The sequence below is a fragment of the Herpetosiphon giganteus genome, assembly GCF_016907925.1.
GTDB classification, from domain to species: Bacteria; Chloroflexota; Chloroflexia; order Chloroflexales; family Herpetosiphonaceae; genus Herpetosiphon; species Herpetosiphon giganteus.
Window position 1 is genome coordinate 171,216 of record NZ_JAFBCZ010000007.1, and the last position, 19,192, is coordinate 190,407.

The window sequence follows — 19,192 nt, forward strand, 5'->3', positions numbered from 1 at the left end:
CACAATTGGGCTGCCGTAAGGTTTAAGCGAGCATCAAAGGGCGATGCTCATAAAAAAACAGGGCAGGTTGGGCTGCCCTGTTTGAATTTATTTGTGTTGGGGAAGGTAGACGTTGAAGGTTGTGCCTTGGCCAATTGCGCTTTGCACCTCGATTGTGCCGCCATGCTCATCGACAATGCTTTTGGTAATTGCTAGCCCAAGGCCCGTGCCCTCAACCGGCGAATCAATATCGCGCTTGACGCGATAGAAGCGCTCGAAAATATGCGGCAATGAATCTTCGGGAATACCCAAGCCGCTATCTTGAATTTGCACATGCACTTTGGTATCGCCATTGCTCGCTTTGACCAACACCTTGCCGCCTGCTGGCGTGTATTTGATCGCATTCGAGAGAATGTTGGTAAAAACTTGGCGCATCCGCGATGGATCGGCCAGCAACGGCAAGCTTGGCGGAATTTCTGGCTGGACGCTGATTTGGCCTTGCTTGGCGCGCAGTTTCAATTCATCGATTACTTCGCGCAGCACCACCGACAAATCAGTTTCTTGCGGCGAAATGCCGATGCCTGCCTCGATTTTGCCCAAATCGAGCAAATCGCTAATCAAGGCGGTCATTGCGCCAGTGTTGCGAACAACTGCTTGCAAGGCATCGCGCTGCATCTCGTTGACCGTGCCCATATGGCCATCGGCGACCAATTGGGCATAGCCTTGAATTGCGGTCAATGGCGATTTAAGGTCGTGCGAAACCATCGAAACAAAGCGGCTCTTGATTTGGTCTAGCTCTTTGAAATGGGTAATATCTTGCAGCACAATCACTTGGCCGCCTAACGAGCTGTTTTGCAAGGGCGCGGTGTTCACCGCATAGTAGCGATTGTTGATCGCGATTTCTTTGCTTTCCTGATCTTCGCGGCGAGCCAAAATTGCCAACATTGGGAAGAAGGTGAGCAATGGTTGGTTGACCAAACGATTATTAGAAACCCCAGCAATTGCGCCAGCAGCTGGGTTGGCAACCACAATTTGGCCTTCATCAGTCAGCAAAATTCCGTCACTGACCGATTCAATTACCGCTGCCAAGAGCGTGCGCTCCTCGGAAGCTGTCACATACAGCCGCGCACTTTCCATGGCAACTGCTGCTTGGCCCGCCAAGGCCGTCAAGAGTTGGCGTTCGTAGGCATCGAAGGCATCGCGGCGCTCATCGGCGGCAATCAACAAGCCGTTAATCCCATCGCCAAGCATCAGCGGCACGCCAATCCAGCTTTCGCCCAATGGCTCTTCGTTATTGACCAAAAGCTCAATTTGGCTGCCAGCAGAGGTCAACAGCACAGGCTCCTGATCGTTCAGCGCGGCGCTAATTGGCCCAAGCTTCAACAGCGGTTGCTCTTGGCCATTGATTAACGAAACCAAGGGCAAGGTTCCGCCTTTATCATCAACATGCAACAGCGCAACCATCGGCGCGGCCAGCATTTCTGCACAGCGATAGGCCACTTTGCGCGCCACTTCCAGCGGATCAAGCGAGCTAGCCAATTCGCGGCTGGTCGAATTCAAGCCCTCTAAATCAAACACCCGTTGCTCAAGCTCGGCAAACAAATTGGCATTTTCAATTGCCACCGCTGCCTGAGCCGAAACCGAGCGCACCAACTCCAAATCGGCAGCACTGAAATGATCGATCCGTGGGTGGGTCAAGGTCATCACGCCGAGCACTTGATCTTCGCGCAACAGCGGAACCGCCAAAGCCGAACGCACGCGGCCACGAGTTGAGGGCAATTCAACCCAGCGTTTATCAACCCGCACATCGGCGATGCGCGCGGCTTCGCGCTGGCGAAACACCCAGCCCGAAAGCCCCGCTTGCAACAAGGCTGCCGCCACCGATTCAGTCACCGATTGATCCATGCCATAGCGGGCGACGATGCGCTGAGTGGTGCGGCCATCTTGCGATGAAATGATGATGCTGCCACGCTCTGCATTAACTGCGGCCACCGTGTGTTGAATAATCCGCGAAAGCAATTGGTCGGGGTCGAGCGAGCTAGCCAATTCACGACTAATACCATACAGCAAGCGCAAACGGTCGCGCTCTTCTCGCACTGCATTAAACAGCCGCGTATTGACCAAGGCCATGCTCAAGGCATTGCCCAAGGAAATTAAAAATGGCGGCGACCAAGCTTGGGTTTTGCGGCTCGAACCAACCAGCACCAGCGACATCAGCGCTTGTGGGCCTGCATCGAGCGGCAATGCGCCCCAAGCAACTTTGCCGCCGACGCTGCTACAAATGCCTTGCAATAATTCGTAGGGCATCTCGGCCAGCCAAGGTGGGCGATCTTCCCACACAATCGTGGCTTTGCTCAATGGGCTGGGGGGAAACAATTCGGCTAATTGTTGAATAAGTTGCTCATTCAGGCCAACGTGTCGCCATAAATGCCAGCGCATGCCATTTTCGGCAGCGGTGTAGAGCAAGGCAACTTGTGCACCTGTCGATTCGGCAATAGCGCTGAGCGTTGCATCGGCCATCGCGACCGGCTCCAACGAGCGGCCCATTTGGCGGGCAATCGCGGCAATCGCTGAAAGCTCAGCGGTGCGTTGGCCATCGGCCCGGCGTTTGGCAACTGCTGCCGAAGCGCGGTTTAAAGCAGCCTGCACGGTTGGCAACGAAAAGGGCTTTAAAATATAATCGTAAGCCCCAAGGCGCAGCGCCCGAGTGGCACTTTCCAGCGAACCATAACCAGTCATGACGATAATCGGCATGTCTGGGCGATTTTCGCGCACCCATTGCAACACCGTATAGCCATCAACATCAGGCATGGTGACATCAGTCAGCACGACATCAACGTCGCTTGCTTGGAGCGTGGCAATTCCGGCAGCACCCCCAACCGCAGTGGTAACGCTGTAGCCTTGCCCTTCCAATAACAACCGCAACTGGCCACTTAAACGTGGCTCGTCATCGACCACCAAGATCTGTAATGGCAACTCATTCATCGGATTAACCAATCAACAATTCATCGGAATCAAGATCGGGCGATTGGCTGCGCTGGGCGGCAACTGGAATGCGCAAGGTAAAGTTCGAGCCTTTATCCACGGTGCTTTCGACCGAAATTGCGCCGCCAACTTGTTGCAAAATCCCATACACAACTGAAAGCCCAAGCCCAGTTCCCGTCACACCTTTAGTGCTAAAGAATGGCTCAAAAATACGTTCGCGATGTTCAGGCGGAATCCCAATGCCTGTATCTTCAACATTGATGAAAATTTGGCCTTTTTGATGTGCCGAGCGAATGGTCAATTTGCCGCCATCGGGCATCGCATCAATTGCATTACGCACCAAGTTGATCAGCACTTGCTTACAGGCATCGCTGCTAATATTTGGCGCTGGTAAATCGGTTGCCAATTCTTGATAGAGTTTAACATTGGCTTTATCAAGTTGCGGCTTGGTAATGTGCATCAATGAAATAATCAAATGATTGAGATCAGGCGGCACACCATCATTATTGGGCTGATAAAAATTAACCAGGGTATAGAGCAAGCGCGCAATCCGCGCTACTTCTTCATCCAGCCCTTGCACCAAATCGCCAAGCGCGCTGCCAGGCGTGTGTTGCTGCGCCACCAACTCCAAGCCCGAGCGAATAATCGCCAGCGGATTGTTGATTTCGTGGGCTAGCGAAGCCGCCATGCGGCCCATGCCCGACAATTTTTCGGCCTCGACCAAGCGGCCTTGGGTTTCGCGCAGTGTGCTGTAGGTGCGGGCGTTATGCAAGGCAATCGAGGCATAGTCGGCGAGCATTTGCATCAAACGCTCATCGCCTTCGTCGAAATTGCGCCGATGGGTAGTTGCGGCGACAGTCAATACGCCCAAGGCTTCGGTGCCAACCAACAACGGCACCATCAGCACAGCTTGGGCCAAATAATTGGCTTGCACGCGAATGCCATCGCGCTCAGAGTTAATCCGAATTGGCTTGTTGGTTTTGATTGTGCGGTTTGCCAACTCATAATCGGTATGTTTGCTCAGCTCGCGCAAATGCAAGGGATTAATATTATGCGAAGCCCGCACAACCAACTGATTATCATCAATTAATTGGACAAAACCTTCGTCTGCATTCGAAAGAAAAACCGAGGCCTCAACAATTCGTTCCAATAAATTGCTGGCATCGAGTTGGGCGGTCACAGCCTTACCCACGCGATGCAACACGGTTAATTGGCGCACTTGGCCTTGTAATTGACCAAGCAAAATTTCTTTTTCACGTTGCAAACGCCACTCGCGCAGCGCCCGATCAATCGCCTGAGCAACATCTTGCGGCTCGAAAGGCTTGATCAAATAATCGCGCACGCCCATTTTGAAGGCCGTCACGGCAATCCGTTCGGAGCCTTCAGCGGTCATGAGCAAAATTGGCACAGTGTTGCCATCGGTGCGCAGCTTGCGCAGTAAATCCAACCCTGTGGTATCAGGCAGTTGATAATCGAGCAAAATGAGGTGGGGATGATGCTGGCTGATTGCGTTCAGCCCATTTCGCCCAGTTTCAGCCAACACGACCTGATAGCCCAGCGAACGCAATTGAGCCTGAAGTTTCACCCGAATTGCTTCACTATCGTCGATTACTAGAATCGTTTCTTGACCACTTGCCATAGGCTCGCCGTTCTACAATGCTCAACAAGGAGATTCTCGCCAAAATCATACGACAGAGAAGCGTAGAACGCAAGGACGGATTGGCCGAAGGAGATGAGGGATGAAATCAAAAGGCAGAAAGAACATAGAACAGAGAGCATAGAACATATGAAGTTTAATTTAACACAGAGACGCAGAGGCAAAATGGCTATGGGCTTTGGGCTATCGGCCATGGGTTGGCAACGCGGGCAGGCCCTCACCCCCAGCCCCTCTCCCACTGAACGCGGGCGAGGGGAGTCCCCGTTTTACTGACCAATTGCGCAAGAACCATGGCATGAAAGCCCCTCGCCCGCGCCACGGGAGAGGGGTTGGGGTGAGGGGATCAGGCGGTGGTTAACGCAATGAACCAGTACAGCTATGGGCTATCGGGGATTGGTTTGCAATTCCAACCCATGTTCCGGTAGCCAAAAGCCTTCAGCCTGTAGCCCTTCGTGTTCTTCGTGCCCTTCGCGGTTTCGAAACTTCCTGACTTCTAGCCCCTGACCCCTGACCCCTGATCTCTCGGCCTACTCAAAATTGCGCGTGCCGCCAAAGACCCGCCCAACCGGCATTGTCACAATAAAGCCTGTATTCGGATTATTCAGCGAGCCAGTAATTTGCTCAGTGACTGCGACCAAATGCTCAACTTGGCTGCTTTGCACCACGCTGAGCAGCGTAAAATGGTGCATCTCATCGTCCTCAAGCAATTCGCGCAATGAAGGAAACAATGGTGCATCATCGCGATACAACGCATTGCCAATTCGGCCAAGGCCTGTGCTGCGCAGCACCGTCACGCCGCGCACACCTTGCTCCTCCCACGCCCGCAGCACCTCGTTTAAGAGATCAACATCATTTAAAATAAAGATCAGCGTTTCTAATTGGCCTTGATTCATAGCAATTGCTCCTTTGATACAACACTGACTGACGAGAATTTTAGTTGGGTTGTGGGCTTGGCGTTTCGGCTTTCGGCGTTTGATCGTTGCCAAACGACCAACGTAAAACTAATGGCGTGACCAAAGTTGTTACCAAAACCATCAATACGGTCATAGCAAACACATCTTCGCCAATAATCCCTTGGCGAATACCGACGCTGGCGACAATTAAGCCAACTTCGCCGCGCGAAATCATCCCCAAGCCAACCTGCAACGATTCTTTATTATTCATGCCGCCAAGTTTTGCGCCCAAGCCACAACCAACAATTTTGCTCACAATCGCAATCAGGCAGAGCAAGACTGCAAAGAGCACCAAATCGCTTGGTAAAGCAAAAATATTGGCGTGCAGGCCGATGCTAGCAAAGAAGATCGGCACAAAGAAGGCGTAGGTCAAGGTTTGCATGCCATCCTCAATGCGGTTGTGATAGGGCGTGCGGCCAATAAATACACCAATCAGAAATGCCCCAGTAATAGCGGCAACGCCACCCAAAGCTTCAGCACTCCAAGCAGCAAGTAGCACCAAGACAATTGCGCTGCTCACCAGCGGTTGGCTAATGGGCAATTTGGCAGCTTTGCGGATAAGCCAAGGCAACGCGCGTAGCCCAAAAATACTCATCACCACAAAGTAGAGCAGCATTACACCCACGATGCTCAGCACCGTCATAATGCCGCCGCCACTGCTGGCAGTCAAGGCCACAAAGGTCGAGAGCAGCACAATCACCAAAACATCATCGACAATTGCCGCGCCAAGCAGCGATAAACCAACGCGCGAACGCAATTTGCCAAGCTCCAGCAAGGTTTGCGCCGAAATTGAAACGCTGGTTGCAGTCAGCAAAATACCAATAAATAGGCTTTTGGTAAATGAGTAGTTGTTGGGCCAGAACCACGCCAGCGCAAAACCACCAAGCAATGGGATGATTACGCCCAACACGCCTGCGATCGTCGAAACTTTGCCCGCCGCCAAGAGATCGGGCAATTTGACCTCAAGTCCAGCCACAAACATCAAGAAAATCACGCCAATTTCGGCAATTTCAAAGACGGTTGTTTGTAAGTGTGGGCTGGTAAAAAAGCCCAGTTGCAGAAAATTGAGCACACTAGGGCCAAGCAAAATTCCCACTAAAAGCTCACCTAAAACTGCTGGCTGTTTGAGCTTGGTGCTGATAAGCCCGCCAATTTTGGCAGCGGCGATCAACACTGCCAACGCTAGCACCAACTGCAACAACGGCGACATGCCATCACCAGCAGCGGCGGCTGGCGCTGGGGCAGCATTGGCGTGAACCACGATCAGCGACATGCGCATCTCCTTTTTGGTTAATTTGGGGCTAGTGCCAGCAAATGCAACCAAAACTAAACTAAAAAAGCCGCATTGCTGCGACTGACTCCACCATGGTTGTCTCGGCGACGAGACAGTATTCACTTTGGGCATGACCCTCTGAGCAAGCACTGTACCCGAAAAAATTGGTCTGGTCAAACGACTAAGATTGATCCACGAAGAGCACGAAGAACGAAACCACGAAGGGCGCGAAGATCGCGAAGATGGGCTATTGGCTTTTGGCTATTGGAACCCGTGTTATCCTGCCAAACGTTCCGATAGTCCAGAGCCTATAGCCCTCATTCCTCTGTGCCGCTGCGTTAACGGTTTGATCCACGAATTGCACGAAGGCTGAAACCGCGAAGGACGCGAAGATCGCGAAGGCTGATTTTTGCCACGAATTCCACGAATTCCACGAAGACTGATTTTTTTTGCCACCGATTGCCCAGATTTGCTTGATTATTCTTCGCTGCCTATCCCTGACTTCTGCCTTTTGCCTTTTGCCTTTTGCCTTTTGCCTTTTGCCTTCTGCCTTCTGACTTCTGACTTCTGACTTCATCCCTCGCTCCTGAACCCTGACCTGCAAGTATGATATGATCTAGCGGATACTGCTATGAGCTTGATTTTAGTAAGGATGTTGCCCTATGAGCGATGCACCTGAAATGCTGCCAGACGAGCAGCCAGATGCTGCGCCAGTGTTCGATAAAGAAGCTGCCCGCGCCCGCTACCGCGCCATGATGCGCAGTTGGCCTATGCGTTTGATGTTTGCCATGACTGGCTTGGTAATTGTTGCAACTTGGGTTTTTGCCTTTGGTGCTGCCTATGGCCCCGATGTTAAAGAATTGCCCGGCCACGATGTTACGGTGGCGGTTGCTGAATGTAAGACGTGTCATAACGCTGGCTTGCCAACCGCGCCCAGTTTTAACCATAGCTTTGCGCCAACCTGTGGCTTTTGCCATGTACAGGGCATGCCGCCAACCACGCCATTAACCAGCACATCGAGGTTGCGCTAATGCTCTATGCCGATACGATTGCTGCCTTGGCTACGCCGCCCGGGGTTGGTGGGGTTGGCATTATTCGGGTCAGCGGCCCGCAAAGCCTGACAATTGCCCAAACCATAATCAAGCCACGCCGCAAAGGCGTTTGGCGCTCCTACCAAATGCGCTATGGCCATGTGCTCGACGAACAAGGTCAGGTTGTCGATGAAGTGTTGGCAGTTTTTTTCAAAGGCCCACGGTCGTTCACTGGCGAGGATATTCTTGAGATTCATTGCCATGGCGGCCCGCTGCCGTTGCGCCGAACCCTCAGCTTGGCTTTGGCTCATGGCGCGCGTTTGGCGAACCCAGGCGAATTTAGCTTACGCGCCTTTGCCAATGGCCGGATTGATTTGGCTCAAGCAGAAGCAACCCTCGACGTGATCGAAGCTCAAACCAATTTGGGTCTGAGCTTGGCGCTCGATCAGCTTGGCGGCGGGCTTTCGCGCGATTTGCGCAGCCTGCGCGAGCAGTTGATGTATCCGCTGGCCTATGTCACGGCCCTAACCGATTTTCCCGAAGATGATGTGCCAAGTGAGGAATTGCTGCCGCCGTTGCGTCAAGCCCACAGCTTGCTCAGCCAATTATTGGCCGGAGCCGATCAAGGTGTGGTTGTGCGCGAAGGAGCGCGGGCGGCGCTGGTTGGTCGGCCAAATGCTGGTAAATCAAGTTTGATGAATGCCTTGTTGCGCACCGAACGCGCGATCGTCACCGCAATTCCAGGCACAACCCGCGATACCTTGGAAGAAACCGCCAATCTTGGCGGCATACCGGTGGTGCTGATCGACACCGCGGGAATTACCGAAACCGACGATGTGGTTGAGCGAATTGGAGTCGAACGCTCGCGAGCAGCGTTGAGCAAGGCCGATTTGGTGCTGCTGTTGATTGATGGTTCGCAGCCGTTGAGCGCCGAGGATCTGGCGATTGCCCAATTAACCCACGAACGGCCAACAATTCTGATTGCGACCAAAGCCGATTTAGGCCAGAACACCGATTTAAGCCCGCTTAGTCAAGCCCATCCTGCGCTCCGTGGTAGCATCGCAATCTCATCGCAGGCTGGCACGGGCCTGGATTATTTAGGTACAATGGTAGCTGAGCAATTGCTTGGTGGTTTGCCGCTCAGCGATGCCCGCTTAGTGACCAATCCACGCCATCGTGATGCCCTGCGTCGTGCCAATGCCGCCCTTGAGCAAGCGATCCAAGGCTTTCAAGAAGGTCGCCCAGTCGATCTGATTGCGATCGATTTGCATGAGGCAATTACCAGCCTTGGCGAAATTACAGGCGAAACGGTCGAGCATGATTTATTAAATATGATCTTTAGTCGCTTCTGTATTGGCAAATAACTGCCTAACCCGCAAGGAGCAAGCCCGTGCTAGATTCAAAGCAGCTACCCGTCGAACGCGCCAAACTTTACGCTCGAATTATGCTCGGCATTACAGCGCTGTTTATGCCAATTCCGATTATCGATTGGGAGAATGTGCATTCGCAGATTAATTTTTATGTGGCGATTGTGCATGGTTTGCTCATCGTTGGCTATATTTTTCTGGTCAAGCCCAATAATCTCTATCCATTAACGTTATTGTTGCACTTTGCCAGCTCAATTACAGTCGCCATGATCAATCATAATGTTGGCGGATTTGTCTCGTATCATTTCGCTACAATTTGTATTGAATTGGTTGGCGCGGGCTTTATTTTGGCGCGTGGGCGTTGGATTTTCGCAGCGGTGGCAATTAGTGTTTTTACTCATCTGATTGCCATCAGTATCGAAATGAATCGCACGTGGGGCTTTAACGATGGCGATTCGTTACTGATGATGAGTGTCAGTGATAATTACAAATATCTAGCCATGGTTTCGCAAACGATTTTGCTGATTGGCACTGGAGTGATTATTGCTGCCCTGATGCATGTGATTAATCAGCGTGAACAAGCCTTAGAAGAATCACGTCAAGCGATGCAGCAACGCTCCGATGAGCTAGCCAGCTTGGCAATTCGGCTAGAAACCGCAAATCAACAATTGGTTTCAACCGAAACCACCTTGCGCCAAACCGTTGATGCGTTGACGGTGGCTGCTTTGCCGGTTGGCGACGATGTGGTGGTGCTGCCATTAGTTGGTGGCTTCGATGCCCAACGCGCCAAAGCGGTGGAAGCGTCCTTGCTTAGCTATTTGCACGAACAACGCGCCAACACCTTGATTCTTGATCTGACGAGCGTGCCAGCAGCCTCGGAAACCTTGTTGACGATGCTCGAACGGATTATCCAAGGCACCCGCTTGTTGGGCGCACGCGTGATTTTGGCTGGATTGCAACCAGAAGTCGCGCCAATGATGGTACAGTTAAAGCTCAACCGCCAAAACGTGCTTTCGGCACCAACTTTGGCGGCAGCCTTAGAACTTCGTTCAACCTAAGCATAAGGGGGATTGTGTGGAAACAACCCGCGCCCATGTGATTGTGACCGGAACCGTGCAAGGGGTAAATTTTCGCGCTAATTGTCGCGACCAAGCCCGTTTGGCCAAGGTTGGCGGTTGGGTCAAAAACCTGCCCGACGGCAGCGTCGAAGCAATCTTCGAGGGCAGCCAAGCAGGCGTGCAGCGCATGATTAGCTGGTGCTATAGCGGCCCAGTGCATGCCAAAGTGCAACACGTTGAAGTTACGTGGCAAGAACCAACCCATCGCGAGCCAACTTTTGATATTGCGTGGTAATCAACAATGACAATTAAATCAATTGGCATCTTGCTGTTCAACGATGCAGAGGAATTGGATTTTATCGGGCCACTGGAAGTATTTGGTATGGCTAGCAATTGGGTCGATCTCACGGTCAACACGGTTGCTGAGCAAGCTCAAACTGTCAAAGCCCGCTATGGCCTAAAAATTCAGCCCGATTATGGCTTTGCCGATGCGCCAGCTTTTGATGTGGTGTTGGTGCCAGGCGGGCTTGGCGCACGGACGCATGCCCGTCACAACAACCTCATTCTCGATTATTTGCGCCAACAGCGCGATCGGGGCTGGGTTGTGTCGGTTTGCACTGGGGCCTTGGTGCTTTCGGCTGCTGGCTTGCTCGATGGCCAACGCGCCACAACCCACTACACCGCCTTTGATCTCTTGGCGGAAAATAGCCAGATTACGGTCGAGCGCGAACAACGCTATATCATTGCGCCGCCAATTGCCAGCTCAGCAGGCGTTTCGGCAGGCATTGATTTGGCACTCGCCTTGCTAGAAACCTGGTTTACGCCAGAACTTCGTGCCCAAGTTGCCGAGCGCATCGAATGGCGCTAGGGTCGTTCCCCGCTTGCTAGCCGAGAAATAGCTATGTCAAACAGTAACCAGCGGCGCATTCAATGGCTCTATTGGCTTTTGGCCTTGCCAGCGCTCGCTTTTTTTATGCTCTTTTTTGGAGTGCCACTCTGGGCCATTATGCAACGCGCCTTTGCAGAAAAGGGCTTGTTGGTTGCCATCCAAGCAGTAGTGAGCAACCGCAGCTTGCTGCATGTTGTGGCTTGGAGCGCTTGGCAAGCCAGCCTTTCAACTTTTTTTACGCTGCTGCTCGGCGTGCCAACCGCCTATATTCTGGCGCACTATCGCTTTCCCGGGAGGGCATTAATTCGCTCGTTGATTGCAGTGCCATTTGTGTTGCCAACCGTGGTTGTGGCCTTGGCTTTTCGCGCCTTGCTTGGCGAGCGTGGCTTGGTCAATCGCTGGTTGATGGAGTGGTTTGAGCTTACGCACGCGCCGTTGCAGCTTGAACAAAGCCTTGGCATGATTTTGCTGGCGCATGTTTTTTTCAATCTGACGGTTGTCGTGCGTTTGCTCAGCGCCTATTGGAGCAACCACGACCCGCGTTTGGAGGCTTCGGCCAATGTGCTGGGTTCGCCACGCTGGCGAGTTTGGCTCGAAGTGACCTTGCCCTTGGCAATGCCAGCCTTGTTAGCAGCAGCATTGTTGGTCTTTACTTTTACCTTTTCGGCCTTTGGCACGGTGCTGTTATTGGGCAGCAGCCAACAACGTACCATCGAGGTCGAAATTTATGATCAAGCAATTCGCCAATTTAATTTGCCTGTTGCAGCAACCCTCTCGCTGTTGCAAATGCTCACCAGTTTGGGCTTGACCTTGGCTTATACGCGGCTTGTGCGGCGGAGCAGCGTGGCCCAAGAAGCCCAGCAATTGCCGTTGCGCCGTGCTCAGCGTTGGTCAACCCGCTTGGTAATCGGCATAATGCTGCTGCTGGTAGGGAGTTTGATCGTTTTGCCGTTGGGTAGTTTGTTGCTTGGCGCATTGCGCATTGATGGCCAGTGGAGCCTTGAATATTTTCGCATGCTAGGCATCAATCAGCGCGGGAGTTATGCCTATGTGCCGCCAACCCAAGCTATGCTCAACTCGCTGCGTTATGCAGCCATTACGACTGTTTTGGCCTTGGCGTTTGGCTTACCCTGTGCCTATTTGCTGGCTCAGCCCCAAGGTCGCCTCACCAAGCTGCTCGATGGCGTGCTGATGCTGCCCTTGGGCACATCGGCGGTAACTATCGGTTTGGGCTATATTATCGCTTTTCGTTCGTATGAACTTTGGGGCTGGGAAACCCCTGATCTGCGGCGTTGGTCGGGCTTGTTGCCATTAGCTCATACCTTGCTGGCCTTGCCATTTGTGATTCGCACAATGTTGCCAGCCTTGCGGCGTTTAAACCCACGTTTACGTGAGGCTGCCCGCATGTTGGGTGCAAAACCATGGCAGGCTTGGCGCGAAGTTGATTTGGGTTTGCTCCTGCCAAGTATCATGGCTTCGGCACTCTTTGCATTTACTGTTTCGTTAGGCGATTTTGGAGCGGCGCTGGTTGTGAGCGTCACTAGCCCCGATACTGCCACCATGCCCGTGGTAATTTTTCGCTTTTTGGGCCAACCTGGCGCAAGCAACTATGGCCAAGCCTTGGCGATGAGCAGCCTGTTAATGCTGGTTACCTTTGTGAGTTTTGGCCTGTTGGAGCGCTTCCGCGACCAAGGCAGCGAATGGTGATAACTAGACAGAATGGAGTATAATAGCAATTGGAATCCGTTGGCTTGGCGAAGGAAGGTTGCATGAAACGAGGGTCGGTACGCCGGACAATGATCATCATTGCAACCGTGCTTTTGAGCCTAATGACTGGGTTAAATATCGTTGGGGTTATTGAGCGTAATTGGCTGAATGATGATATTGAATATGTGATTGATCTCGAAGATGCAGAACGCTTAGCCCGCGAAATTAGCCTCTATACCCAATATCAAGCTCATGCGCTCGATGCCTATGCCTTGGGCTATGCAGATGAGCGCGAACACTATACCCGTTATCGCCAAGCCTTCGATGATAAACGCCTCGAACTTGAACAATTTTTTCAACAAATGCAGCCAAGCCCCGAGACCAAAGCCGCCTTCGATCAGGTGCAAAAGCTCAGCGCCGATTACCAAGATGCAGGCGTTGCTTATCTTGCCCAAATCGATTTGCGCATCCAAGAAGCAGCGCCAACCCGCTCTGCAGCTGAACTCGCTGCTTGGGAAATTCTCGATGAGCGTGCCGACCAACTCGACGCTGCCAGCCAAGTTTTATCCGATATTATTGACGATCAATCTGAAGCACTCGAAGCCTCGATTACCAAGCAAAATGGCCGCATGATTGTGGCCTTAACTGGGCGCAGCATGGCGATATTTGTGCTGCTCATTTTATTTGTTTACTATCTGCTGGGGCGGGTTGGTAGTCAATTTAACCTTGTGCGCGATGGGGCGCAACGCTTTTCCGATGGTGATTTCTCCAGCGATATTCCGATTCGACGCTACGATGAAGTTGGCCAGCTTGCCGCTAGTTTCAACACTATGGCCCAAACAATTCGTGGCCAAATCGAGCGGCTTGAGCAAGCTAAGGATCACGCGCAACGCCTGCAATTTGTGGCCGAAGAAGCCAATCGCGCCAAAAGCAATTTCTTGGCTAATATGAGCCACGAACTGCGCACGCCACTCAACGCAATTATCGGCTATAGCGAAATTCTGCAAGAAGAATGCGAAGACCTCGGCCAAACCGCCATGATCGAAGATCTCGACCGGATTCGGCTTTCAGGTCGGCATTTGCTGACCTTGATCAACGATATTTTGGATTTGGCCAAGATTGAATCGGGCAAGGTTGAAATTTTGCCTGAGGAAATTTCGCTACCTCAATTGTTGCACGATGTGCGCTCCACCGTCGATCCAATGATCATCAAAAATGAAAATCGCTTGGTGATCGAATCGGCGGCGGGCTTGCTGACGATGATTAGCGATGAAACCCGCTTGCGCCAGATTTTGGTCAATTTGCTGAGCAACGCTGCCAAATTCACCGAGCATGGCCGCATTACGCTGCGAGTGCAGCCCATCGAGGAAGCTGGCTGGATCAATTTCAGCGTGCACGATAATGGTATTGGCATGAGCAACGCCCAATTAGCCCGCTTATTTCAGCCATTTACCCAAGCCGATGCTTCAACGACGCGCAAATATGGCGGTACTGGGCTTGGCTTGGCCTTAAGTCGGCGTTTGGCGCAACTGCTTGGCGGGGATATTCGCGTTCAAAGTGAGTTGGGCGTTGGCTCGACCTTCAGCGTGCATCTGCCGCAATCGGTCATCGATATGACTCCGGTTTCGTTGCTTGATGAAGCGCCAGTGATTATTAGCGAAGCCAACAATAACCAACCAAAAGTGCTGATTATCGACGACGATCGTAACGTGCACCACATGCTTTCGCGCACCCTCAAGCGTGAAGGCTGGAGCGTTTTGAGCGCGCTCAATGGCGAAGACGGCTTGTCGATGGTGCGCAGCTATCATCCGACCGCAATTTTGCTTGATGTGTTGCTGCCAGGCCATATCAACGGCTGGGAAATTCTGGCCGAAATCAAGGCTGATCCAGCGATTGCCGAAATTCCGGTGATTATGCATACGATTGTGGCCGAGCCGAATCAAGGCGTTTCATTTGGGGTGTACGATTATTTGATCAAGCCCGTTGATCGCGGCCAATTATTGCGAACCCTGCGTAGTTGTATCGACCCGCAAAACGATAAAACCCAATTAGTGCTGGTTGTTGATGACGATCAGGATAGTCGGGCAATGTTGCGGCGCATGCTCGAAGGCGCTGGCTGGAAAGTTTACGAGGCCGCCAATGGCCGCGAAGCCTTGGGCGCATTGCATAGCCGCCCATTTGGGGCCATGATTCTCGATTTGATGATGCCCGAAATGGATGGCTTTGAAACGATTGCTGCTTTGCAAGAGCTTGAGCAATTCCGCGATTTGCCAATTATTGTGGTTTCGGCCAAAGAGCTAACCGAGGAAGAACGGCAGCAGCTCGAAGCAACCGTTGAACGCGTGGTTAGTAAGGGGAATGTGCGGCGTGAAGAGATTTTGGCCTTGGTTCGCGAGCAAGTTCGGCGGCGGGTGGAGCAACCGCCTACAACCACGTAAATTGCTGCGCTGGAGCGTGCGTTTAATGCTTGCGCTGGCAATTGCGTTATTGCTGGTCAATAGTTGGGTGCGTTGGGCAACTGCCGCTTATCGTTTTGATGATGTGGTGAGCATTCCAAGCCAGCAGGTTGCAATTGTATTTGGGGCTGGTATTCGCAACAATCAACCAAGCGCGGCGCTGCGCGAGCGGCTTGATGGGGCAATTCGTTTATATCAAGCAGGCAAAGTGCAACACTTGTTGATGAGTGGCGATAATAGCCAAGTTAATTATGATGAAGTAAGCGTGATGCGCGAGTATGCGCTGGCCCACGGCGTGCCTGCTAGCGCAATTACCCGCGATTATGCTGGTTTCAGCACCTACGAAACCTGCTATCGGGCCAAGGCAATTTTTGGCCTTGAACAAGCCATCCTCGTGACCCAAGAGTATCATTTGCCGCGCGCAATCTACACCTGTCGCGAGTTGGGTATTAATGCAATTGGCCTGAGCATCCCCGATTGGAGCCATCAGCCAGAACAGGCCACAACCTACTATCCGCCAATGACCCAAGTGCGCTACACCACTCGCGAATGGTTGGCACGTTGCAAAGCCTTGTTTGAAGTACATATCAGCCAGCCGCAACCAACCTTTTTGGGGCCAACCGTTGGTTTGGGCGAAACTACCAGCGCCCAACAATAACGCGCCAACCGCCGAAATTGGCTGCAACTTCGGCGGTTGTGGAATTATTATTCGACGACGGTTGGCTCAGTTTGGGCGATAAATGGCAACTCGACCACGGTTGCTTGCTGCTCACCAACACTGAGTTGGCTGCCAAGTTCGTGGCCGGTGCGCACATAGCCCAAGCCAATGTGCTGATTCAAGTCTGGCGACCAAACCACGCTGGTCAATGTGCCAGCATCTTTGCCATTGCTCATCAATTGAGCAGGCACCTCAACTGCGCCGCTTAGTTGCAAGCCTTGGAGCTTTTTGGCCAAGCGTCCGCGACTATCCATGCGAGCAATAATTTCTTGGCCAATGTAGCAACCTTTGTTGAAGCTGACTGCATCCCACAAATTGGCTTCTAGCGGAATGAATTCTTCGTTGAGTTCATTCAAAGCTGGGTAGCCAGCTTCAACCCGCAAAGTATGATAGGTTTCGCGGTCAAGCAAGCTAGCTTTGGCATCGTCAAAGGCTTCACATAAAGCATCGGCTGCTGCCAGATCAGCAAAAATCGCCCAGCCAGCGCCGCGCATTGGGCGAATGCGGGCCAAGCGCACCGGACAGCCATCAATTTCCGCGCTGACATGCTGCCACAATCCAACCTGCTCCAAGGCTTGGTTGGTCAATTGTTCTAAGATTGCGGTGGCTTGGCTGCCATACACCCGCATCTGATGCACGCTCTCGGTGACATCGCGCACCTTAAATTGATCGCCATAAAACTTATTGCGGCCAAAATAGGTGGTTAATTGTGCGCCACGATTAGCACTGGTAATCGCCCAAATCGTATCATCATCGATCGATAAGATCGTGATTAAATCGATAATTCGCCCAATGTTGGTGGTCAGCACGGTAATTTGGCCAGTGCCAGGAGCCAAATTGAGCACAGCATTAGTCGAAAGCCGATTAATCAACACCAAACGGTCACGGCCTGTAATTTCCACACACCCAGCCGACGAGCGATCCAGATAGACTGCTTGCTCGCTGGCAGCTCGATACGCCTGTTCATTCATAACCAACGACCTCCTCTAGTTGCTTGGTTGTTGTGGGTCAAGGGCTTGTTGCAAAACATCGGCAAACACTTCGTAGGGTTGTGCGCCCACAACCAAGTAGCGTTTAGCAAAAACACTGGCGGGCACGCCACTCAAGCGAAGTTGCTGGGCCAAGGCAATATCTTCTTCAACTGCTTCATCGTAAAGCGGCTCGGCCAAACTTGCTTGCAAATTGCTGGCATCAAGCCCAACCGATTCGGCGCACGCGGCCAAAACTTCGATTTGGCTAATATCTTGGCCTTGCAACCAATAGGCGGCCAAGACAGCTTTGGCAAAACCATTGCCAGCGCCTTGTTGTTCGGCCCATTTGGTCGCCCGATGCGCCCAACGGCTATCAATGCCAAATGGCCCTTGTTGAATATCAACCCCATATTGGGCTTTGGCCATTGCCACCATGGCTGGCGTTTTTTCGGCAATAAATTGGCGATATTGCGCATCTGGTGGCGGCGAGCCAAATGGTCGCAACTCAAAGGCGTGCCACGTCAATTCAATATCGTGAGTTTCTTCCAAACGTTTTAAGCTGGTTGAAACGAGAAAACAAAAGGGGCAAACAAAATCTGACCATACATCAACGCTAACTGACATACTAGCTTTCCTTTCCGCGCAAGAATAGCCGCAAGCAATCGTAAACTTGGATTAACGAGCGGCCTTTTCAGTCTACCACGAGCCGCCGATTGTGGTAGACTAACCAAACACATGAGCTATTAAAGGGATTGGGCAATGAAAATTCTCCACCTCGCAGATATTCACATTGGCATGGAAAATTATGGTCGCCTCGATAATGTAACCGGCCTCAACACCCGTTTAATCGATTATCTTGATCGCTTTGCAGAAGCCTTGCAGATTGGCATCGAGCAGGATGTTGATTTGGTGCTGATTGCTGGCGATATTTATAAAAACCGCACACCCAACCCAACCCATCAACGCGAATTTGCCCGCCGCCTCCGTAGCGTTTTGGATCGGGGAATTCCGGTGTTTATTTTGGTTGGCAATCACGATGTTTCTGCCGCTGCTGGCAAGGCCCACTCGGTGGAAATTTTCGATACGCTGGCGATTGAAGGCGTGACGATTGCCGATCGGCTTGGGATTCATACGATCGAAACCCGCGCTGGCAGTATTCAAATTGTTGCCGTGCCTTGGATTAGCCGCCACGCCATTTTAACCAAAGATGATATTCGTGAATTGCCATTTGCCGAACTCGAAGCCGAATTGCTGCGCCGAGTTGGGGCTTGGCTCGAACAAGTGCCTGAGCGTTTGCGCGGCGATTTACCAGCCATTTTAACCTTTCATGGCACGGTTTCCAATGCCACTTATGGCGCTGAACGCTCGGTGATGTTGGGCAATGATCTGATTTTACCACCATCGCTTTTGGCTCAGCCAGGCATTCAATATGTGGCGTTGGGCCATATTCATCGCTATCAAGTGCTCAGCCAAAATCCCCCGATGATCTACCCAGGCTCGATTGAACGGATCGATTTTAGCGAGGAAACTGAGCAAAAACAGGTGGTGATTGTTGAAATTGAAAATAATTGGGAAGATGCGACCTTCCAGCCAATTCCGGTCCATCCACGCCCATTCGTTACGATTAAAGTTGATGTAACTGGCAGCAGCGACCCTATGGAGCGGGTGGCCCAAGCAATGAGCAAACGCGATTTGGAAGGTGCTGTGGTGCGCCTTTTGATTAGTGCTGCCGCTGAGCAACGCCCGCAACTTGATGAAGCAGAGCTGCGGCGGTTGCTTGAAGCCGCCGAAACCCATGTGATTGCCAGCATCGCGATTGATGCCAAACGCAGCGAACGCACGCGCTATGCAGCTGTGGCCAGCGAATTGAACGAAGGGCTTACGCCCCGCCGCGCGCTTGAAATCTACCTTGAGAGCAGCAACATCAGCACTACGCGCCGCGAGCACATGCTCAAAGCCGCCGATGCCCTGATCAAAGCCGAGCAAGCCAGCGAGCATGCATAATGAGAAGGATGAACATAGAACAGAGAACATAGAGCATAGGAGTTGGGGTTAGGGTTCAGGGGCTAGGTGTCAGAGATTAGGCTGCCTGATCTAAGTTATGGGCTATCGGAAGTATCATCAGGGAAATCTGTGCCAATCTGTGGC

General features: G+C 52.2%; 15 protein-coding genes. 9 read left to right on the forward strand and 6 right to left on the reverse strand.

The window, feature by feature from the left end:
• Window positions 1–87: 87 nt before the first annotated feature.
• From JOD20_RS08735 to JOD20_RS08750, 4 genes are all read right to left on the reverse strand, one after another.
• Window positions 88–2,964, reverse strand: a complete 2,877-nt coding sequence (locus tag JOD20_RS08735; protein WP_204754899.1) for a GAF domain-containing protein — start codon at window positions 2,962–2,964, stop codon at window positions 88–90.
• 4 nt (window positions 2,965–2,968) lie between these two features.
• Window positions 2,969–4,603, reverse strand: coding sequence for a hybrid sensor histidine kinase/response regulator (locus JOD20_RS08740; protein WP_204754900.1), 1,635 nt, complete (start codon window positions 4,601–4,603; stop codon window positions 2,969–2,971).
• Window positions 4,604–5,148: 545 nt separating this feature from the next.
• Entirely contained in the window at window positions 5,149–5,514 is a 366-nt protein-coding gene (locus tag JOD20_RS08745; protein ID WP_204754901.1) for a hypothetical protein, read from the reverse strand.
• A gap of 40 nt (window positions 5,515–5,554) precedes the next feature.
• On the reverse strand, window positions 5,555–6,847 hold the full coding sequence (locus JOD20_RS08750; protein WP_204754902.1) for a cation:proton antiporter: 1,293 nt from the start codon (window positions 6,845–6,847) through the stop codon (window positions 5,555–5,557).
• Window positions 6,848–7,509: 662 nt separating this feature from the next.
• Here JOD20_RS08750 and JOD20_RS08755 point away from each other — a divergent pair.
• The 8 genes from JOD20_RS08755 to JOD20_RS08790 all read left to right on the forward strand — a co-directional run bounded on the left by JOD20_RS08755 (window position 7,510) and on the right by JOD20_RS08790 (window position 16,013).
• Window positions 7,510–7,878: a hypothetical protein gene (locus tag JOD20_RS08755; protein ID WP_204754903.1), complete on the forward strand. Its 369-nt coding sequence runs from the start codon at window positions 7,510–7,512 to the stop codon at window positions 7,876–7,878.
• Window positions 7,878–9,242, forward strand: a complete 1,365-nt coding sequence (gene mnmE / locus JOD20_RS08760; protein WP_204754904.1) for a tRNA uridine-5-carboxymethylaminomethyl(34) synthesis GTPase MnmE — start codon at window positions 7,878–7,880, stop codon at window positions 9,240–9,242. Before JOD20_RS08755 ends, mnmE begins: the two co-directional genes overlap by 1 nt.
• Window positions 9,243–9,268: 26 nt before the next feature.
• Window positions 9,269–10,303, forward strand: a complete 1,035-nt coding sequence (locus JOD20_RS26865) for an STAS domain-containing protein (protein ID WP_204754905.1) — start codon at window positions 9,269–9,271, stop codon at window positions 10,301–10,303.
• A gap of 16 nt (window positions 10,304–10,319) precedes the next feature.
• A complete protein-coding gene (locus tag JOD20_RS08770; protein WP_204754906.1) occupies window positions 10,320–10,598 on the forward strand; it encodes an acylphosphatase in 279 nt (92 codons plus the stop codon).
• Window positions 10,599–10,604: 6 nt separating this feature from the next.
• On the forward strand, window positions 10,605–11,171 hold the full coding sequence (locus JOD20_RS08775; protein WP_204754907.1) for a DJ-1/PfpI family protein: 567 nt from the start codon (window positions 10,605–10,607) through the stop codon (window positions 11,169–11,171).
• Between the two features lie 33 nt (window positions 11,172–11,204).
• Window positions 11,205–12,899: an ABC transporter permease gene (locus tag JOD20_RS08780; protein WP_204754908.1), complete on the forward strand. Its 1,695-nt coding sequence runs from the start codon at window positions 11,205–11,207 to the stop codon at window positions 12,897–12,899.
• 62 nt (window positions 12,900–12,961) lie between these two features.
• On the forward strand, window positions 12,962–15,337 hold the full coding sequence (locus tag JOD20_RS08785) for a response regulator (RefSeq protein WP_204754909.1): 2,376 nt from the start codon (window positions 12,962–12,964) through the stop codon (window positions 15,335–15,337).
• A 25-nt stretch (window positions 15,338–15,362) separates the two neighbouring features.
• A complete protein-coding gene (locus JOD20_RS08790; RefSeq protein ID WP_239583792.1) occupies window positions 15,363–16,013 on the forward strand; it encodes a SanA/YdcF family protein in 651 nt (216 codons plus the stop codon).
• 47 nt (window positions 16,014–16,060) lie between these two features.
• Here the strand turns inward: JOD20_RS08790 and ygfZ are convergent, their stop codons facing one another.
• Both ygfZ and JOD20_RS08800 read right to left on the reverse strand, forming a co-directional pair.
• A complete protein-coding gene (gene ygfZ / locus JOD20_RS08795) occupies window positions 16,061–17,044 on the reverse strand; it encodes a CAF17-like 4Fe-4S cluster assembly/insertion protein YgfZ (protein WP_204754911.1) in 984 nt (327 codons plus the stop codon).
• A 15-nt stretch (window positions 17,045–17,059) separates the two neighbouring features.
• On the reverse strand, window positions 17,060–17,668 hold the full coding sequence (locus JOD20_RS08800; RefSeq protein ID WP_204754912.1) for a DsbA family oxidoreductase: 609 nt from the start codon (window positions 17,666–17,668) through the stop codon (window positions 17,060–17,062).
• Window positions 17,669–17,803: 135 nt separating this feature from the next.
• On the opposite strand from JOD20_RS08800, the gene JOD20_RS08805 reads away from it, so the two are divergent.
• Complete coding sequence (locus tag JOD20_RS08805; protein ID WP_204754913.1) at window positions 17,804–19,048, forward strand: metallophosphoesterase family protein; 1,245 nt, start codon at window positions 17,804–17,806, stop codon at window positions 19,046–19,048.
• The last annotated feature ends 144 nt before the right edge of the window (window positions 19,049–19,192 follow it).

Bases quoted from the DNA above. Each gene is read 5' to 3' on its own strand.
- JOD20_RS08735 (WP_204754899.1), bottom strand. From the start codon at position 2,964: ATGAATGAGTTGCCATTACAGATCTTGGTGGTCGATGACGAGCCACGT.
- JOD20_RS08740 (WP_204754900.1), bottom strand. From the start codon at position 4,603: ATGGCAAGTGGTCAAGAAACGATTCTAGTAATCGACGATAGTGAAGCA.
- JOD20_RS08745 (WP_204754901.1), bottom strand. From the start codon at position 5,514: ATGAATCAAGGCCAATTAGAAACGCTGATCTTTATTTTAAATGATGTT.
- JOD20_RS08750 (WP_204754902.1), bottom strand. From the start codon at position 6,847: ATGTCGCTGATCGTGGTTCACGCCAATGCTGCCCCAGCGCCAGCCGCC.
- JOD20_RS08755 (WP_204754903.1), top strand. From the start codon at position 7,510: ATGAGCGATGCACCTGAAATGCTGCCAGACGAGCAGCCAGATGCTGCG.
- mnmE (WP_204754904.1), top strand. From the start codon at position 7,878: ATGCTCTATGCCGATACGATTGCTGCCTTGGCTACGCCGCCCGGGGTT.
- JOD20_RS08775 (WP_204754907.1), top strand. From the start codon at position 10,605: ATGACAATTAAATCAATTGGCATCTTGCTGTTCAACGATGCAGAGGAA.
- JOD20_RS08780 (WP_204754908.1), top strand. From the start codon at position 11,205: ATGTCAAACAGTAACCAGCGGCGCATTCAATGGCTCTATTGGCTTTTG.
- JOD20_RS08785 (WP_204754909.1), top strand. From the start codon at position 12,962: ATGAAACGAGGGTCGGTACGCCGGACAATGATCATCATTGCAACCGTG.
- JOD20_RS08790 (WP_239583792.1), top strand. From the start codon at position 15,363: ATGCTTGCGCTGGCAATTGCGTTATTGCTGGTCAATAGTTGGGTGCGT.
- ygfZ (WP_204754911.1), bottom strand. From the start codon at position 17,044: ATGAATGAACAGGCGTATCGAGCTGCCAGCGAGCAAGCAGTCTATCTG.
- JOD20_RS08800 (WP_204754912.1), bottom strand. From the start codon at position 17,668: ATGTCAGTTAGCGTTGATGTATGGTCAGATTTTGTTTGCCCCTTTTGT.
- JOD20_RS08805 (WP_204754913.1), top strand. From the start codon at position 17,804: ATGAAAATTCTCCACCTCGCAGATATTCACATTGGCATGGAAAATTAT.